The organism is Microcoleus sp. F10-B2, from assembly GCF_036704965.1.
Lineage (GTDB): Bacteria > Cyanobacteriota > Cyanobacteriia > Cyanobacteriales > Microcoleaceae > Microcoleus.
Genome location: NZ_JAUBTB010000064.1, coordinates 24,418 through 44,367 on the forward strand (window position 1 = coordinate 24,418; position 19,950 = coordinate 44,367).

The 19,950-nt window shown below is 47.0% G+C and carries 9 protein-coding genes and 1 pseudogene; 2 read left to right on the top strand and 8 right to left on the bottom strand.

Features of this window, described 5'->3' with window-relative positions; all coding sequences use genetic code 11:
- The first annotated feature begins 400 nt into the window (after positions 1 to 400).
- Positions 401 to 5,338, top strand: coding sequence for an nSTAND1 domain-containing NTPase (locus QUA99_RS22680; protein ID WP_333241152.1), 4,938 nt, complete (start codon positions 401 to 403; stop codon positions 5,336 to 5,338).
- Here the strand turns inward: QUA99_RS22680 and QUA99_RS22685 are convergent.
- From QUA99_RS22685 to QUA99_RS22700, 4 genes are all read right to left on the bottom strand, one after another.
- Positions 5,325 to 10,076, bottom strand: coding sequence for an nSTAND1 domain-containing NTPase (locus tag QUA99_RS22685; RefSeq protein WP_333241153.1), 4,752 nt, complete (start codon positions 10,074 to 10,076; stop codon positions 5,325 to 5,327). The two genes, QUA99_RS22680 and QUA99_RS22685, sit on opposite strands and share 14 nt — an antisense overlap.
- A gap of 175 nt (positions 10,077 to 10,251) precedes the next feature.
- A complete protein-coding gene (locus tag QUA99_RS22690) occupies positions 10,252 to 11,406 on the bottom strand; it encodes a DUF4419 domain-containing protein (RefSeq protein ID WP_333241155.1) in 1,155 nt (384 codons plus the stop codon).
- A 142-nt stretch (positions 11,407 to 11,548) separates the two neighbouring features.
- Entirely contained in the window at positions 11,549 to 13,255 is a 1,707-nt protein-coding gene (locus QUA99_RS22695) for a hypothetical protein (RefSeq protein WP_333241157.1), read from the bottom strand.
- Positions 13,256 to 13,400: 145 nt separating this feature from the next.
- Positions 13,401 to 14,732, bottom strand: coding sequence for a hypothetical protein (locus QUA99_RS22700; protein ID WP_333241158.1), 1,332 nt, complete (start codon positions 14,730 to 14,732; stop codon positions 13,401 to 13,403).
- A gap of 156 nt (positions 14,733 to 14,888) precedes the next feature.
- Here QUA99_RS22700 and QUA99_RS22705 point away from each other — a divergent pair, with 156 nt between their 5' ends.
- Complete coding sequence (locus QUA99_RS22705) at positions 14,889 to 15,095, top strand: hypothetical protein (protein ID WP_333241160.1); 207 nt, start codon at positions 14,889 to 14,891, stop codon at positions 15,093 to 15,095.
- Positions 15,096 to 15,234: 139 nt separating this feature from the next.
- Here QUA99_RS22705 and QUA99_RS22710 read toward each other — a convergent pair whose 3' ends face one another.
- The 4 genes and pseudogenes from QUA99_RS22710 to QUA99_RS22725 form a co-directional block, all read right to left on the bottom strand.
- Positions 15,235 to 15,558, bottom strand: a complete 324-nt coding sequence (locus QUA99_RS22710; protein WP_333241162.1) for a hypothetical protein — start codon at positions 15,556 to 15,558, stop codon at positions 15,235 to 15,237.
- 376 nt (positions 15,559 to 15,934) lie between these two features.
- On the bottom strand, positions 15,935 to 18,181 hold the full coding sequence (locus QUA99_RS22715; RefSeq protein ID WP_333241163.1) for a lipoxygenase family protein: 2,247 nt from the start codon (positions 18,179 to 18,181) through the stop codon (positions 15,935 to 15,937).
- Between the two features lie 1,011 nt (positions 18,182 to 19,192).
- The gene (locus tag QUA99_RS22720) at positions 19,193 to 19,417 is read right to left on the bottom strand and encodes a hypothetical protein (RefSeq protein ID WP_333241165.1); all 225 of its coding nucleotides are present in this window, start codon (positions 19,415 to 19,417) and stop codon (positions 19,193 to 19,195) included.
- Between the two features lie 109 nt (positions 19,418 to 19,526).
- A pseudogene (locus QUA99_RS22725) lies at positions 19,527 to 19,950 on the bottom strand (IS4 family transposase); the annotation flags it as partial.

Genomic DNA, 19,950 nt, shown 5'->3' on the forward strand with positions numbered 1-19,950 from the left:
GTTCGGGGTAATGGCATTCGATCTCTCTTGGCGAACCAGACCTCTGTATTGTGGTTTACCCACTGCTGTTATTAGACCTCATCTATTTGAGAAAGGCTATAGAGACATTTACGCTCTGCTTTGTCAGCTTTGACAACAGCTATATCTTATAGATTTGTGCGCTGACTACAATAAAATATGGACGTATTTACTACATATAAAGCCACTTTTTGCGTGGTTTTGGCTTTAAATTTGTTTAACTCCTGTTAACATAAAACAATCAATTAAAGATGTATGTTCTTCTGCCCTTCCATGATTAGATTCGAGCAGTTTTATATTTACGTTATAATTAGTTGTGATAACGGCAGATTATTTGTTGTTTGATATATGCAGAGCCAGAAATAATGAGAGGAAATGACGCATGAACGTCTTTGAGTTTGAGATTACCATCCAGAGCAAATCAGGCGATAGTAGCTGGCCCATTGTTGTTCGGTGCAAGCAACCGGACGGACTAACCATCCATTCAAAAGAAACTCTCGAACTCAATCAGGATGACTTGAACAAACTCACTCAACAGCAAGAAAACGAGAGGGAATACGGCACCCATCTTGGCAAAGCTCTGTTTCGAGGGGCTGTATACGATACCTTTGTTCGTGCCCTATCCAAGAGTAGTCAGGACTCCGTGTTACGGATTTTGCTGTCGATCGAAGCGGCTGACAATGACCCTATCAAAACCTTACATTGGGAAAGGCTGTGCGCTCCGATTGATGCCGATGGAAGTTGGCATCTTTTAGCTCGCGACCAGCGCGTGCCCTTTTCCCTATACATTCCCACCATTATAGATCGCCGCTTTCCCCCCATTGGACGGCGTGACTTGCGGGCACTGGTGCTGGTAGCGAGTCCGTCTAATATCGGTAAGTTTCAATTAGCACCTTTTGACGTTGAAGCTGTCTTATCTGGAGTCAAGGAAGCGCTTGGCGAAATTCCTTACGAAATATTGGCAAATGATGTTGCAGGGGCTATAGGACCCCCAACCCTACAAGAACTGTCAAAGCAACTGACTAACGCCAAGAAGCCATACACCATGCTGCACTTTGTCGCCCACGGCAAACTGCTGGATAACGGAGAAACAGTTCTGTACTGGGCAAACGCCGATAACCAAGTTCAGCCAGTGACAGGGGAAGAATTACTCTCAGAACTTAAAAACATCGGTAATTATCAAAGGAGCTTACCTCACTTTACCTTCCTGTGTACTTGCGAGAGTGCCGACCCCAGAGCAGAAGTAGGATTAGGTGGATTAGGGCAAAGATTGGTCAGAAATTTGGGGATGCCTGCTGTAGTAGCGATGACGCGCAAGGTGAGCGTAGAGACAGGCTTGGCTTTAGGACAGAGCTTTTACCGACGCCTCAGAGAGTCCGGAGAGGTAGACACGGCGCTCCAAGAGGCAACGGCCGGATTGGGAAAGCGGCATGATATTGCTGTTCCGGCTCTGTTTAGTCGCTTGGGTGGGCGTCCTTTATTTAGCGATCGCCTTGACGATCGGGATTTAACCGACGAGGAAATCGAGTATGGTATTGAAAAGCTGCAGCAGCTCCTCCAAGAACGAGCACCTCATGCCTCCGTACTCAAGCAGAGGTTTGAAACGCAGGTAAAGACGCTGAAAAATACACGGGGAGCCGACTCACGCACGGCCCGCGAAGACCGTCATCAGGCAATAGTAGAACTCAACAACCTCTGCGAGCAAGTAATCGAACTCAGTTTCGACGCTCTAGCAGCCTTGGGTAAGCAACCACCAGAATACAAGGCTGAGTGTCCGTTTCCTGGACTGTCTTCCTTTGCTGAGAAAAAATACCACAAGTTCTTCTTTGGGCGCGATGAGCTGATTAGAGATTTACAAAAGGAACTGGCGAAGGACAATTTCTTAGCCGTAATCGGCACTTCGGGCAGTGGCAAGTCATCGGTGGTACTAGCTGGGCTGATTCCTAAGCTCAAAGAGGAGGACTTAAGCCTTCAGTGGGCTTACATGACGCCTGGAAAGGAGCCACTGAGGCAGCTCAAAAGACGATTAGAAAGATTATTGAAGGTATCAGAGCAGCATTCAATATTGGTGGTAGACCAATTTGAAGAAGTATTCACTCTCTGTGAAGATAAAGCCGAGCGGGTCGAATTCATCGAAAAGTTATTAAACTTTGCCGAGCGGCGGAAAGTCGTAATCACCATGCGCGCAGACTTTTTGGGAGAGTGTACCTTTTACCCCGAACTGAGAAAGCGGATTGAAACCCGACAAAAATTGGTCGGGCCGATGGAACCTGCAGAACTGATTACAGCAATGAAGATGCAGGCAGACAGGGGGGGACTGCGCTTTGAAGCTGGCTTGAGTCACGCGATTCTCAATGATGTGCAGGGGGAGCCAGGGGCGATGCCGCTGCTGCAATATGCTTTGCAGGAACTGTGGAAACGGCGGCGCGGACGCTGGCTGTGCGATGAGGAGTACCAAGCCATCGGTGGAGTCCAAAAGGCAATAGCTAAGACTGCCGATGATTTCTACAATAGCTTGTCAGTTGCTGAGCAAGAACAAGTCCAGAATATCTTCTTGCGCTTAACCCGCTTGGATGCCAGTGCCGTACCAGGGGAGAAGCGACGGGATACGCGCCGACGAGTGGAGTTAGAGGATTTGGTGCCAACAGGCGACGATCTACCTGTGACAAGGAAATTGGTGCAGCAGTTGGCTGGGGGAGGGGTGCGGCTTGTAGTTACCAGTCGCAACGAAGCTACGGGGAAGGAAGAGGTGGAAGTTGCCCATGAAGCTTTAATCCGCTACTGGCCGACGTTACAAAATTGGTTGAATCAGAACCGCAATGATTTGCTATTGCGAGAAACCATCAATCAGGCGGCAGAGGAGTGGCAGCAGCACCAAGAGCAACCAGACAAAGACATTTATCTCATCCATCAGGGGGGACGGTTAGAAGATGCAGAGGTGTTGTGGAAGCACCCCAAATTTGTGCATCTCAACCAACTTGAGGCGGAATATGTTTTGGCTTGTGTCCAGTTGCGCCAGCGACGACGCCAGCTTGAGGAACAGCGCAAACAGCGCCTGCTCATGGCGGCTGTGAGCGCCGCTTTTGTCTTGGGTGGATTTGCCATTTTTGCTGGATTTCAGTGGCGCAAAGCAGAAATTCAGCAAATTGAGGCTTTTTTAGAATCCGCTGAAGCCCGCTTGGCTTCCAATCAAACATTGGATGCAAGGATAGGCAGTTTACGGGCAGCGAAAGAACTCAAAAATTCAAAGTGGCAAATATTTTGGCCAGAGACTAACTTAAGGAATCAAGTGGTGGACAAGTTGCTCAAGACAATTTATGCAGGGCAGGAGGTTAACCGTATAGAGAGCGATCAAGGCAAGGTCAATGTGGCCTTTAGTAAGGATGGCAAGATTGCCACGAGTAGAGATCATGGCATTGTTCGTCTCTGGGATATTTCCGGTAAGCAGTTGAACGAACAGCTTGAAGAAGGTACAAATTTCTCCAACGTGGCTTTCACTTCAGATGGCAAGCTCTTGGTCGTCCAGGAGGTAGGCGGTGTGCGCTTGTGGAATCTCTCTAGCAAGCAGTCGATCGCACTTGGAGATGGTGGCAGAATAGATGAGGTGGTCTTAAGCCCGGATGGCAAACAACTGGCGACTGTTGGAGAGGACAAAAATGGTAGTACCGTTCGTTTGTGGGACACCAAAGGCAATCAGTTGCACGAACTCCAAGGGGGGCATAAAGGCAACGTCAATAATGTGGCCTTCAGCCCGGATGGCCAGAAGCTAGTCACTGCTGGAAATGACAGCACCGTTCGTTTGTGGGATACCAAAGGCAATCAGTTGGATGTATTCCAGGGGCATAAAGGCAACGTCAATAGCGTGGCCTTCAGACCAAAGAGCAATCAACTAGCTAGCGGTGGGGATGACGGCGTTCTTCTGTGGGATATCTCCAGCAAGCAGTCAACCCTACTCAAAGAGGGTAGAGATGGCGATGTCAAGGACATGGTGTTCAGCCCGGATGGTAAAAAGCTAGTCGTCATTGGAAGTAATAGCACTGCTGATCTGTGGGATATCTCCAGCAAAAAGCAAACCTCACTGTATATACAGGATGGAGATAAATCAGTCGATAACGTGGTGTTTAGCCCGGATGGACGGAAGTTGATCACCTTTACAAGTAACAGCACTGCTCCCGCTCACCTATGGGATATCTCTGGCGATCACTTGACTTTACTTAGAGGGAAAGGTCAAGTTAATAGTGCAGCTTTCAGCCCGGATGGACAGAAGCTGGTCACTGGTGGAAATGACGGCACTGCTCTGCTATGGGATCTTTCCGATAAGCAGTTGGCTGTATTCCAAGGGCTTAAAGGTAAGGTCAATAGCGTGGCCTTCATACCGAAGAGCAATCAACTAGCTAGCGGTGGCGATGACGGCGTTCTTCTGTGGGATATCTCCAGCAAGCAGTCAACCCCACTCAAAGAGGGTATAGATGGCTCGGTCGATAAAATGGTGTTTAGCCCAGATGGTAAGAAGCTAGCCACCATTGGAAGTAATAGCACCATTCTCCAGTGGGATGTCTTTAGCAAGCAGTCAACCCCAATCAAAGAGGGTAGAGATGGCTCGGTCAAGGGCATGGTGTTTAGCCCAGATGGTAAGCTACTGGTTGTTGAAGAAAATAACGGCACCGCTCGCCTGTGGGATAGCTTCAGCAAACAGTCAACTTTACTCCAAGGGAATGATTGCTCAATAGTCAGTAGCGCGACCTTGAGTCCAGATGGCAAGCAACTCGCTATCGGTTGTGCTGAGGGCAGCGTCTACCTGGGGGACACCGAAGGCAATAATAAGTTGAAGAAATTTCAAGCGTATAAACCTAAATCCATGTCCACTATCGGGGTCAGTAGGATAGAGTTCAGCCTAGATGGCAAGCTTCTGGCTACAACAGGTGACAACATCACCCGTCTGTGGAACCCTAAAGACACTAAAGACACTCCGGGGTTTTCTGAATTCCGAGGGGATCAAGGCCCCGTCAGTGACATAAAGTTCAGCCCAGATGGCAAGCACCTGGCTATCGGTGGCGATAACAGCACTCACCTGTTGGATACCCAAGGCAATGAGTTGGCTAAACTCGAAGTATCTCAAAGCATTAGCGTAGCTTTTAGCCCGGATGGCAAGCTCTTAGTCACTGCTGGAGAAGACGGCACCCCCCGCCTGTGGCAAATTGGCGGACTGGATGAACTCCTGGCAATGAATTGCGATTGGGTGCGCGACTACCTGAAGAACCCTAGCGCCGAGCTCAGCGATCGCGATCGCCATCTTTGTGATGGTATTACCACTTTTTAGGGCTAATGTTATCGCAGACATCGCGATCGCCAACGGGGGCATTTGTCTGGAGATAAGCGCCTATGCGATCGCAATTACGGCTGATTAGCTCGTCTATATCATCTGACGACTCCAAATCCCAGAGTTTGATGGTGTTGTCATAACTACCAGAACACAAAGTTTTGCCATCGGGGCTGAAACTGACGCTCATGACCCCACCGCTATGCCCCTTAAGGGTAGTCTTTTCTTGACCAGTCGCCACATCCCAGAGTTTGATGGTGTTGTCAAAACTACCGGAAGCCAAGGTTTTGCCATCGGGACTGAAACTGAGGCTGTAGACCCCACCGCTATGCCTGGAGAGGGTAATGCGTGCTTTATCAGTCGCCACATCCCAGAGTTTGATGGTTTTGTCATTACTAGCAGAAGCTAAGGTTTTGCCATCGGGACTGAAACTGACGCTATAGACCTCAGCGCTATGCCCCTTAAGAGTAGTCTTTTCTTGACCAGTCGCCACATCCCAGAGTTTGATGGTGTTGTCATTACTAGCGGAAGCCAAGGTTTTGCCATCGGGACTGAAACTGACGCTATTGACCCCAGCGCTATACCCCTTAAGGGTGGTTTTTTGTTTACCAGTCGCCACATCCCAGAGTTTGATGGTTTCGTCCCAACTAGCGGAAGCCAAGGTTTTGCCATCTGAACTGAAACTGACGCTATACACCTCAGAGCTATACCCCTTAAGGGTAGTCTTTTGTTTACCAGTCGCCACATCCCAAAGTTTGATGGTTTCGTCCCAACTAGCGGAAGCCAAGGTTTTGCTATCTGGACTGAAACTGACGCTCATGACCTCAGCGCTATGCCCCTTAAGGGTAGTTTTTTCTTGACCAGTCGCCACATCCCAGAGTTTGATGGTGTTGTCAAAACTACCGGAAGCCAAGGTTTTGCCATCTAAACTGAAACTGACACTATAGACCTCAGCGCTATGCCCGGAGAGGGTAGTATTTTGTTTACCAGTCGCCACATCCCAGAGTTTGATGGTGTTGTCATAACTACTGGAAGCCAAGGTTTTGCCATCTGAACTGAAACTGACGCTATTGACCCCAGCGCTATGTCCGGAGAGGGTAATGCGTGCTTTACCAGTCGCCACATCCCAGAGTTTGATGGTTCTGTCCCAACTAGCAGAAGCCAAGGTTTTGCCATCGGAACTGAAACTGATGCTATACACCTCAGCGCTATGCCCCTTAAGGGTAGTATTTTGTTTACCAGTCGCCACATCCCAGATTTTGATGGTGTTGTCATTACTAGCGGAAGCCAAGGTTTTGCTATCTGGACTGAAGCTGACGCTCATGACCTCAGCGCTATGCCCCTTAAGGGTAGTATTTTGTTTACCAGTCGCCACATCCCAGAGTTTGATGGTGTTGTCATTACTAGCGGAAGCCAAGGTTTTGCTATCTGGACTGAAGCTGACGCTATAGACCTCAGCGCTATGCCCCTTAAGGGTAGTGTTTTGTTTACCAGTCGCCACATCCCAGAGTTTGATGGTGTTGTCATTACTAGCGGAAGCCAAGGTTTTGCCATCGGGACTGAAACTGACGCTCATAACCCCACCGGTATGCCCCTTAAGGGTAGTATTTTGTTTACCAGTCGCCACATCCCAGAGTTTAATGGTGTTGTCATAACTACCGGAAGCCAAGGTTTTGCCATCGGGACTGAAACTGACGCTATAGACCTGATTGCTTGCCAAGCGGTTACGTTCTTGCACGTTGTCAATTACCCTCTGTAGTGCCGCACTCACGGTGTGATTTTCGATAGTATTTTCTAAGTGAGCCTGTTTAAGTTTTTTACCTGCCTCTACAGCAGCAACCACAGCTTCAAGCTGCCTATTGGAAAGTAAGTTAGCTTCAGAGGTTTGAACGAGGGCATTAACACTCTCTCGTGCTGCTTCTCGAGCATTTTTCTGAGCTTCATTTTTCTGTTTTTGAGCTTCATTTCCCTGATAGAAGGCAAAGAGAGTCAATCCAGCTAGCCCTACAAGGGAGATGGCTGCAACTCTATTCCTCGATTGAGCAGCTTTCAGAGCTTTTCTTTCCTGTTCTAATTCCCGCTTTTGACGTGCTTCTTCTTCCTGGCGTTGGCGATCGCGCAACTCGACGCAAGCAATGACATAATTAGCCTCAAGTTGGTTAAAAAACCAGCTTTGTATACTCAGCGCCTTAGCCTGCTCCAAAGGTTCTCCTCGATGCACCAAATAGCTCTCTTCTTCCTTTCCTAGGTGCTGGTTCCACTCTAGTGCTGCCTGAGATATCTTCTCCCGCAGTTGCAAATTGGTTCGGTCTTTTTCCAACCATTCTTGCAAAGTATTCCAATGCTGAATTAACGCTTCATGGGCGACTTCCACTTCTTGTGCCCCTGTCGCCAGGTCTTGGCTGGTCACAACCAGGCGTATCCCTTCATCCGCCAAGCGTTTGACAAGTTCCTTCGTCTGATTCAGGTCTTCCCCCATAGGCACTAATTCTTCCAGCTTGACTCGTCGCCGCGTGTTCCGGCGTTTCGTTCCCGGTTGGACATTCTCATCTAAGCGGGTTAAACGGACGAAGATATTCTTAACTCGCTCTCGCTCGTCGTTGGATGACAACCCTCTGTAGAAAGCATCCGCAGATGTCGCTATTGCCTTGTTGACACCCCCAAGGTCTTCATATTCCTCATAGCACAACCACCGCCCCCATCGTCGTTCCCATATATGTTGCAGCGCATATTGCAGTAAGGGCATCCTGCCTCGTTCTTGTTCCACCTCTGCTAAAATCGCATTATTCAGACCTTCTTCAAACTCTAACCCGGCTGTGTCTGCCTGCCTTTTCATAGCGATCCCTAGTTCGCTCGGCTCCATCGGCCCAACCAACTTTTGTCTTTTCTCAATCTGCTCCCTCAGAGTAGAGTAGCGACTGCACTCACCCAGAAAATCCGAGCGGATTGTGATCGCAACTTTGTGCTGCTGAACAAGCTGCAACAACTGGTCGATGAAGTCTTGTTGCTCAGCTTCATCGGTGCAGAGGGTAAATAATTCTTCAAATTGATCTACAACAAACACCGCAGGCTGGCCTGATACCTGAGATTGACTCACCTGTAGTTGTTCCACAGGAGCGCTACCAGGTCTCAGGTACACGAGCTGCAATTCTGGGTTCTCCTGCTGTAACTTCGGTATCAACCCTGCTAGTACAACCGAGGACTTGCCACTGCCCGATTCACCGAATACAGCTAAGAAGTTACCCTCTTTAAATTTCTGATGTAGCTCTTTAATCAGTTCATCTCGTCCAAAGAAGAATTTCCGGTACTTGGGATCGCGGAAGGAAGACAACCCAGGGAAAGGACACTCCGCTTTATACTGTGGAGGGGTCTTTCCTAAAGCCGCCAAGGCATCGAAGCTAATTTCTAGGACTTGATTGCACAGAATGTTCAGTTCGTAGAGCGCCTGCTGCCGTTCCAATCGAGCAGAACGGATTTCTGAGCCGCGTCGCTCTTGCAATATCCGTACTTGCTGCTCAAATTTATCTTTGAGCACGGAGGCATTGGGAGCCCGTTCTTGGAGCAGTTGGCGGCACTGCTCAATGCCGCAGTCAATCTCACCATCAGTCAGTTCCCGATCCTCCAGGCGATCGCTAAACAAAGGCAGCCCTGCCAAGCGGCTGAACAGGGCTGGCACCGTGATATCGCTGCGGTCTCCCAATCCCGCAGTTGCCTCCTGCATCGCCGAATCCACTTCGCCGCTTTCTCTTAGCCTTTCGTAAAAGCGCTTTGAGAGAGTCAAAGCCGTCTTCACAGTCACCTTGCGGGTCATGGCTACCACCGCAGGCATCCCCAGATTTCTTACCAATCGCTGACCTAGTCCACCTAATGCCCCTTCTGCTCTTGGGTCGGCACTCTCACAGGTGCAGAGGAAGGCCAAGTGCGGTAAACCCTTCTGTTCGCCAATATTTTTGAGTTCCGCCACCAAGTCGTTGCCCAATACTGTCTTCACCTGGTTATCTTCTGTAGCCCAGAACAGCACGGTATCTCGCTGGTTGTCCTTCATCAACGCGCCGTGGCAGACCATATGCAGTAAGGTGTAAGGCTTCTTTGCATCCGTGAGTTGCTTAGAGAGCTCTTCGAGTGTTGGTGGACCTACCACATCTTCATCGTCAATATTTGCCAAGAATTTGCACTCGATATCACCAAGCGCTAACTTCACACTCTTGACGACCTCTTTCTCATCAAAGGGAGCCAGGCTATACTTCCCTAAATTAGAGGGACTCGCTACCAGCACCAGTGCCCGCAAGTCCCGCCGTCCAATTGGCGGAAAGCGGCGATCGATGATGGTGGGGATGTAGAGGGAAAAGGGCACGCGCTGGTCACGAGCTAAAAGATTCAACTCTCCGCTAGCATCAATCGGCGCACATAGTCTTTGCCAATGCAGAGTTCTCAGTTCGTCTGTGCGATCGACTTCAATAGAGAGCAAAATTCTGAGAGGACGGTCTTGACTACTCTTGCTGTAGGCACGGATAAAGGCATCGCGCACCTCATTTTGAAAGAGCGCTTGACCCAGTAGTTTGCCATATTCCTTCTCGTTTTCCTGGTGTTGTATTAGCTTGTTCCAGTCATCCTCACTCAATTGAAGGTTGCCTTCAGTGTGAGTGGTTAGCCCATCGAGTTGTTTGATTCTGACAACAATCGGCCAGCAATCGTGAGATTTACGCAGGATAGTAATCTCAAATTCAAAGGCGTTCAAAGTTAAACAGCTCCGTATTTTATATATGCAAAAAATTTTCTTTACTCTCTCAAGGGTCGGTTTTTTATATTCCCCCTCTATTACCCAACCCCTTTCTCCCGGTTCTTCCGCACTGAGTGTGCTAAATCTTTAGCCTTTGTAGGGTGCGTCTCCACGCACCCTACAAATACTTTATTCACTTCGTCGGGAATGCCTCCCTTTCTGCTTCCATTACTACCCAGCCAATTTCTGGTCGCAGACACAGAGATTCTGGTTCTTGACTAACACCAATTAATCCAGCAACAAACTCCATTTCGTAGAAATTCCCCAGGTAATTCCACTTGAATGGAGCCTTAGACGGCAGGCTGGGAAAAGCACCCCGTGCTTCTATCTTTGGTGACAGCTCAAAATTTAACCAGGGATTGCGTAGATATGGTGGCTTAGTGGTCTTGCCTTCCAACCTTTCTTCCCAGTTCGGTTTATGATTCATAATGTAGGGGAATAGTCTAGCAACCCATCCAGTAATATACGGCGAACCACTTCCCTCAGATCCTTGGTACTTGTAAATAGAATCCCAAAACTCGGTATTAACACTGCCTTCAGCGGCCGCTACAAATTCCTTGAGAATTGGTAGTAACGGCTCAACCCACCACTCCAAACCAAAGCTAGCAAACTCTTCCACCCTCTGGGCAATAGAACGCCAATCCTCTACCGTTCCCTCCAACTTAATCGTAGGTATGCCACAGAAGGTCATTAGCTCGTACTCAAAGTAAGACTGCATTGCATCTAGCAATACCACTTCCGAGGCAGCACGTTCAATAGGGCCTGTGGTTGAGAAGTTAGCCACAATTAACTCGTGTGCTTTGCCAATATGTTGGTGAATTTGTTCGGAAAAATCCCCAAAAACTTCTGCCCAAGGGTTGTCAGCCGAACCCTTCACAAAGTCATCGCGACAAACCGTAATCTTCAACTTTCCCGAATGCTGCACGAAGTGATGACGCAGTTCTTCGGCATTCATGTTAATGTGCTGTGCTAGTCCCTGCGTTAAGGTTAGCCAAATTATGTCAGGGGAAAGGCAAATTGGATGATGAAAGCAAAAAGCTGCATGTAGTGCCGCAATGAGTGGATGATAATACGAACCATAACTCGTCACCAACTGCCCACGATATCGAGAACAAGCCTCGATTGGTCTATCTAAAAACTCTTCAACTGCTCGATAGTAAGGAATTTCAGGCAAGGGGATGGTTGTGGGAGATACCTTTGAAACAGGAAAAGTTCTGGCCGCGGTGCTGGTACCTTCTGAATTTGTGACTGGATTGTACATAGATGGTAAATCACTCGTATACTCCATATCTTAGACTCAGCTTTATCTACCCAAGTAGCACTATGCGAACCAAAACGAGGACGGCAGTCTGCTGTTCCACGCTCCCTAACAACCTGAAAGCTGCGCGGGAACAGTCCCGGCAGCCGTTCACTTAAGCGCGATCGCCCAGTTAACTCAATGCCTTCAACACATTCAACAGATTGGTAGCTATTGACGTTGCGGTTTGCAGGCTTTCGGGGCTGTCAACTGAAGCCTTTTGAGCAGTATTGACAAACTGCTCCAGTGATGCTATTAACTGTGTCTGAGTCTGCTTGAGGGCAGCTTCATCAACAACTTGCTCTGGAGTTTCCTGAGCCGAACCCTGTCCCGACTGGGCAGAACGGACAACTACAGGTTCTTTAAAAATGGGGCGCTCGGCGCTGGCATCTTTACTACTACTGACCACGAGCCGCACTGCTGGATCGCCGATAATCGCATAGTTGCGGGCGTCATTGTTAGCTGTCCACATCCCAGCCAAACTCTGATTATTGGGAACCGCGCCCCACTTAATCTCTTCTAGCTCAGAGCTGAGGTCGGAGGAGATTTCGGCATAGCGCTCGTCAAAATACTCCACTGCAGATCCTACTGGATGCCCTTCCAGCAGACGCTTCACGCTACTTTGAAAAACTGCGATCTGCCGGCGATCGGCACTAGAACCGCGAATATCCGACCAGGAGAAAGAACAGCCCCATGCTCGATCGACGTGACCAATTACAGCGAGAGCACCTCCCTTGGGATGGCTCAATAGTTTTTGCGGTAAGCGGGCAAGAAAGGGATACGGCGCAATGTCTGGTCGTTCAGAAAGGGATTTTTTGTGACCGTCGAATTCATCCTGTTGGGGGCAACCTGCGCCATAGCAAGCAAAGTGAAAAGCAATTAATCCCAGCAAGCGAGCGTCCTCGCCAATATCGTCCCCAGAAAAGTAAAAATCTTCTGGAATTGGTTGTCGTCCCCATTTGCTACCTGGCCAGTCTTGGCACAGCAGTGCGCCTTGGTGGCGCAACTGACGCGGATCGCCATTTTTAAAGCCCATGCCGTGGCTGGCAGTAAACAGCAAACTAGGCGTTTCGCTGCCTCCTAGCAGTTGCCCAAGGCGGGCCTTGGTTGCTTCTTCTTTAAGAATCGTTTTTACATCCCAGTTAGGATGTTCCTCGACAACCCATTCAGACAGCGGCTGAATCAAGTCTTGAGTGCTGAGATTAGTAGCAGCGTCTCCTGGGTTGCACACACCGAAAAAGGCAGCGCTAGGGGATAGGGATAGATTGCTAGTTTCAGCTTCTACTACACTGTGAGCGTACTGCGCGTATTCCTGTAGCGTATCAAAGTAAATGCGACCCACTGCAAACTGAACGCTGAGCTGGGACTGAAAGCGGTAGGGAATTGTTACTGGATCTCCAACAATCAGCAGGTAATACGGCATTTTGTCTGGATCGGCTGGACCTGGCCCTAGTCCCTGACGCGACAGAAACTGATTTTTTGACTCGCCCGGACGATAACCCCTGACACCGGTATATTCCTGGTAATATTTTTCTTTCTTCTGGGTGGCTTGCCTTTTGCGATGCTCTAATAGTTCGCTGAGTGCCTCCCGGATTGCCGGATCGGCATTGTAAGCAAAGATTACTCCCCAACCTGTTTCAGCTAGGTTTTTGGGGTCTACTCCCTCCATAGGAGCAAAATGATCGGGTTGCTTTTTTAGCTTGATATCTTCTAGATCCTCTGGATCAAACTCTTCGCCTTGGGCAATCCTAGATACTTGCTCGGCGGTCAGAGGGGGAAGCAAATAATCGCCCGTCGAGCCATTAATTCCATTGAAAAATAGCAAGTCTTCTTCGTTCATCTTTTTGGTTCCTGGTTGGTTGGGCGAACAATCACAATTTGAGTTTTGAGTGAATCAGATAGAAACCCCACAAGCTTTTTTAACAAGGGCTTTCTGAGTTTCTATCCGTTCTCGCAGGCAAAAAAATTGAGTCTAACTCTGGCGGTTAACTGGGATAAGCTGCCGACCACACAGCATGGGCGACTTCCGGCTTGGCAATGTCGGAATGGGCACCCATTGTTGGCCCTCCCAGGTTCGCACAAATAAACTTGCTGCTTTCCAGGTTGTAAATTTTGCCCGGTTGAAAGTGATACGAGGCATCGCAGGGGAGCATGTTTATGTTTTCCGCTGCCAGGTCATCTCCACCTAGACCAAAGCTGCCAATTCCGCCATATTTAGGCAATTGACCGGGGGCAAAGTCCACACTGCTAAAGGCCGTCTTTCCAGCTAGGGGGTACATCCTGCCGACTGCATAGTCGAACTGCGAGTGAGTTGTAACGATCGGACCTGCGACTTTACCTTGAGCAATGATTGTATTAAAGTAACCAGGACGATCGCGTTCGTGTGAAATCTTTGCACAGTAAGACCAGAGCGATACAGCGCCTTGTACCAACGCCAGAGAATCCACTGGACGGACTAACGTACCCTTCCCTTGCGGACCATTGAGGATAGAAGAGACAACAACGCATCCGAAGCTGTGACCCATCAGGTGGAATCGCACCGTTTCAGCAGCGTTCTCTTGCAGTGTTTTTAACAAGTTGAAACCAGCGTTCTCACCGATTTTGCGAGCGCGGTCTTTCATTTTCCAATAAGACAGTACCCGCAGGGGGTCTAAAACCTTATCCCAGACTGAGCTGCTGTCGGTGCTGAAACTTACTGGTTCATCTTTACTCGCTTCATAGATGGCTTCTGGATCGAAACCTTCCCAATCCGAACCCGGTGCCGCACCTTCACCTTCACTACCCAAGTCAGCCTCTTGGTTCAACACCTGGTAGGCGTTGAGTACCTCTGGTGGCAAGCTATCAAGTGTGTTGTCTTCGCTCGCCGCCCGGAGAATTGTTTGCAGGGCTTGCCGTGCTGCTTCAGTGTTAGCAATGCGATCGGCATATTCATCTACTAACCCCTCAACTGGATCTTCGTCGTTCACGTCAAAGGACACCGAACTTGTCAAATCTTCATCGCCCCAAGGCTTGCTCGGCCAGTGAAGCCCAATCATTAAGGGACGAAATCCCGATCGCACCTGTTTGATTTTTTCAATATCGGCTGTTTGTTTAGCCATAGCGCCAATCCAGTCGTTGTACTGCTGTCGCGCTGCGGGGATGTCGCCCATCCACCCGTGGCTCATAAGGAATACATCTGTGATTGGCTCATTCGCTAGTGCTGAGAAGATTTGTTCGCTCAGTTTCTTCCCATCAGCTTCATCGCGTTCGTTGCCATCCTTATCAAAGGCAATCAGGTAGTAATTCAAGGAAGTATTAGGTACTTTTTCAATTGGCATGGCATTTAGAATTTTTCGGGTGTGGGTGTCGTTTTATGTGAACTATAGAGGGAAATGTTATCCCAAAGTTTTTTATTGAAAACTTCCCTCTTAGTTGGGGCTGTGCAAGACTAAGTTCCTCAAATTGTCAATCAGTCTGCACAAGGTTCCCAATTTATGAGCGAATCATTCGATCGGCTTTGGGATTACGTGATGAGTGGCGGTTTATATAGCGCCCTCGCCAATTTCGGTATTTTGTTGGCAGTTGGCCTTAAGAAAACGAGCTGGTATCAAATTCATTCTGAAACCAAGCAAAACGCTCTTGGAAGCTCTGTTCTATCTCTGCCTTTACTTGTTGAGGATTTGGTAGTTTTTGAGGAATAAAGACATTATACTGTACCTTGGTCAATTGAGAATTTCTCTCTAAAAGCGTGATTGTCCCTCGATAGAGACTGACAGGCATTACGCTTTTTGTTACTTCATACACTAGGACTTTTTCCGCATCAGAGGCATAGATTAAGTTTTATTCAAGAACCTTATTGTGAGGGAAAAATACTCGTCTTCCCGATACAGGAATCATTCTAACATCTATAGCATGTTGTACCCAATATCTACCTTCCCAATTGCGGATTATTGCCCATAATTGCTCGGCGGGACAATATACATCAACCTCGAAGGAGCAACGCAGACCGTCTCGTTCAAGAATAAAGTTATTAAATTCCTCAACTCGTCGTTCAGGAGCGGTGGCTATTATTTGCAGAAACTTTGTTCGCTCCTTTTCCTCTTGTCCCTGTAAAGCAAAGTCAAGTTTAAGCGTTACTTCTGAGCCTTGGCTACCATCACTCATCGGAGCAACTCTGATGGTAAGCTCATAGAAGCTAAAAAAAAAATTGGCTTCAGGGATATTAATTTTCCCAATTCGTTTCTGCGAGTCGTAAACAACTAATCTTTCGCGGGTAAGAGAGCCTTTGTACTCAATTCTTATTGTTGATCCTATGCCATTAGTGGGCTGATTGTCTCCCGTTTATAACATAAGATATGGGTGATCACTTCAAGCTTGTTAAAGTGCTAAATCGTCGTCAAATGCTGACCAAAATTCATCAGGTGATAACGAGGTTAAGTTATTACTGGTACGCGAGAGGCGCTTGCCAGAAGCTAAATAATCAACCTCTACTTGTGAAAAAGAAAACGGCATTGTGCCTATCTCCTAAAATAAAACAGGACTAAATGTCAATACTGGGGGGTACATTTTCAGGATCTAAATAGGGGTAGGGAAGTTTACCTGCATCCTGTAGCTTCATGTTGCGTACTTTTATATCCCTTGAAAGTGCTGTGAAGCGAAGATTTGCACGATGCTGTACTTCTGGAAATCTCTTCTCCAAAGGGGCGATCGCTAAAGGGCCTGCAAGGCGAAAACGTGAAGCATCCGTGAGCAAATAAGCAGAGGTAAGCTGGAATAAAATCCGCTTTATAGTGTGAGGCAAGGCAGCTTTCACATACTCATCAGAAATCTCATCTTCCCCCTCTGGCATTGGTGCCAACATTGCGATAGGGTAATTAGGAAGATAAGCACCATAGTCAAACTGAGCAAAGTTTAATATGGCGTGTCCGGCACTCGTTTTCCAAATTATATTTTGTAGTACCCAAGCTAATTGCTTTTTACTGGAAATATTTTCAGGGAATGAGGGGATGTCAGCCTTATTTGGGTCTCTCATCTCTGTAACCCATCCCTTGATCATCGCGTCAGTGGCTACATCATCGTCATTAGGATATGCTGCATTTACAAAGTCGGTTGTGTACTCGCCAAAAATATCCCATAACTTGAAGCCATCTTCACGGTAGTAATAATCTTGAATGCCCTCTGATTGCTCGCGGTCAAATCCACGTTCCGAAAGTTGCTGAGGAAAACTTGATTTCTCAAAATCCCATTTGAGCCATGCGTTGAGCATAATCTCCAAACCTTGAGCCGTTCCAGTGGAAAACGTGCTGTCTGTAAACGGCATCACATTTGAAACCAGGGTGTGCCGTGCCACATAGTTGATACCAATGGTGTCCTTGAAATGAGGTGCAAGCAAGTCCCTGATTGGGTGATCTACGCTAGGTGGAAAAGAATTGTGAAAAGCAACGGCAAAAGGTTCGACACCAATATGGCCGAATCCGAGATGCCAAATAAATTGCATCACCTGATTGTCTGCACTCTTCATGTGCAGTTTCGCGAGCATCCAGCGGTTTGTTGGGGACTGCGGAGTGTAAACCGGAAGATCATCATTTAGTCGGATACCTATCATGTCCACAAAAGTCTCTCCTTCCTCAGAGTCTTGCACAATAAGCCCCGTAGCAGGATATGTATACATACCTTGGTGCGGCTTAACGTTCTTCAGTTCTGGAAGATCGACTATTAATAGGCGTTTTTCAAGGAGCAAATCACGTAGAGACTTTCCTTTATAACTAAGGTCGCGCATATTTTCTGGAACTTCCTCAATACTTCCTACAACCTTGATTGTCATAGGATTAAGACCGTTCAAGAAGTGACGGGCAAACTCTCTATCTTTACGCCAATTTTCATTGATGTATGGGGTTTCACCAATGTATCCACCTTGTACAGCTTGGTAAATATCACCTGACTTGGCAAGACGTTCTTGTATGCCAAGCTCAGTATAAAGAACCTCATTTAGTCGCTTAAAAAACATACCAGCTCTTGTTGGGTCTAGAGCCTCAGATCGTGGAAGTCCCTTAACAGCCCGAGGAAGTCTAGTCAAATCGACATCAGGCAACTCCGCATTTTTTTCATATGTCTGATATTCCCATTTTTCTTGCTGCTCGACCACAACGTCAGTAAGTACCTGTTTTAGTATTTTCTCAAGAGTCGCTATGAAATCAGCAACGCTTGTAGGATTATGTCTCAATTGCTCAGCGTAGTTAGGTAAACTCATTGTTTGAGATTCTCCAATCAAATTAAGTGCACTATTCAAATACTTTATCGCATCAGTATAAGCATTATGTTGTACGTTCATAAGTGCCTCTTTTACTTGCGGTGGGGATGCCTCAGTGTATGAAAACCATCTGACTTTTGTTAAAGTTTCTTTCCCAGTCATGGAATCGACTAAAGGACTAAATTCCACAAAAGTAGATATGGTTTTTAAACCAGGGATTTGGGGTTCCACTTGCACAAAGTCATATCGTTCGGAGAATTTTTCATCATCCCTCGCTACAAGCAATTCATCAAACGTACTATGTTGAACACTAAGTTTGAATCGCCTGATACTACCGACTTTATCCTTTCCAGGGGGAAGAATATCCATCGTTTCGTAGATTTTCCACCATTCTAGGTTATCTTTTCCAAATGGTCTAAATATCTTCCAAACTTGATGAATTGGTGCTTGTAAGATTCCCAACACCTCAACATCAGGATTTCGGTCAAAACAAGCGGGGTCAGTCACTTTTGAAATCTCCTTGATTAAGTTTTTCACAGGTGTTTTTCACTCCTTTAGTTCTAACCGCCTTGATGACTACTGGGACGTTTGACGTTTTGCGGTCGCCTTTCACGGGAGCAGCTACCCGTTCATCCTTTGGTTCACTGTACGTACGCCTTAGACTCATCCCCCCGTCCGGTTGTCTGGCTTTTTAGGCTTGTTATGAGTTACTATTTACTCACCTTCTCTCTAAGGGAGACATTGATTTAGATTTCCTTACCAGCTAATTTCCCTACACGTTCTGTCACGCTGGTTCCTACTAGATTTACTGTGCGTTAATCATGGAATTATGCTATTGCTGTTGTGTTTGTCGAGCTCTGGCTTTCACTTGGAAGAGAGCTAACTGCACCCACTGTCCTCCCATATTTTTCAGCACCTTTCAAAAAGGTGGCTCGGCACGAAATTTCTTGCCGGACATTGCTATTGCACCTATACGTCTGCTGTTGAATGCCTTGGCAGCAGTAATACTCTGATTTTTCGAGCCACTACCCCCTGTAGATTCAATTTAATCTGTTTACCAGCCCTTATCATCAGCTTATTCATGGGTCATCTATCTCTGGACATATTCAAGATAAGTCTTTGGATAGATGCTTGTCAAGGGAAATCAATAAAATTTGTGTAAAGAAAACGTCATGGAAGGTAAAAATTCAACATTTCCTGGTTGGGGCCTGAGTAACGTAGAAAAAGGCTGACGGGGTGACAACCCCGTCAAAACGCGTAGGGTTGGCGGATTTACCCAACTTGAGCTAAAAAAAGATGGGGTCGGAATTATAGCAACCGCCAAGGCGGTTATGGCGTAAACTGAGAATAAGCTGTTCGACATCTAAACTGCATTAACTCGCGTTACCTTTATTTTTTATTTTTCGGTTCCATTTTATAATTAGTCCTCCTTCATTTAAAAGTTTATGTAACAGTGATTCTAGTTTTTCAATGGATTCAAATAATCTATTGGCAACATATTCCTTGGCGGAATGCCATACTAATTCAACTAGGTTATAGTCCGAGGCTCTATTTGGGCAAAAACTCTATGATTAGATTCGGCATTTCTGACGCTATTTTCTGCAAAGTCTCTGCTTTTTTATGAAAACTAGCGTTGTCCAAAATTATCACAAACTTACAGCCTTTATCTTGAAAGTCTTCCGCTAAATTTCCTTGCAATATCCACTCGGCTTTTAAATCTTCATAAAAATTTTTCAGCACTGCATAAAAATTAGCAGAATTCCCAGATGTCATAAAATCTACCCATCTTTTTTTATCTGAATATCTTAAAATCGAGTCCGAGTTCATACCAAAAAAATCATCGACATTCTCTATAAATCCCCTGGGGGGGTGACAAAGAGGCCTAGGAGATAGACCGAATCAGGGTTGCAGCCCGCATACCTTGTTGATAAAAGCGGCGTTTATTTGGAGTTAACTTGACTAACTGTTCCACCTCCAAAGAATATTGTTCGAGATAATTAACCCACTTTTCTCCATCTAAGCCCACACCAAATGTACTCCGTCTTCGATATCTTTTTTTAGGTTCTTGACGCCGACATACATATTTTTCTACCTGCTTTTTCCTGATTTCAGTGCCTTCAAATATTGCCGAACTGTAGGCTAGTGTCGCGAGCAGAATTATGTTAATCAGTCGGTTTCCTTTTAAGCTAGTTCCTTCCAGATCGTAGCCGACTGTTTTATAATCTCGGAACATTTCTTCAATGCCCATCCGTTGCTTGTAAGCAGCGATCGCTGCGGGCAATGAGCCTAAATCTGTAAGAATAAAC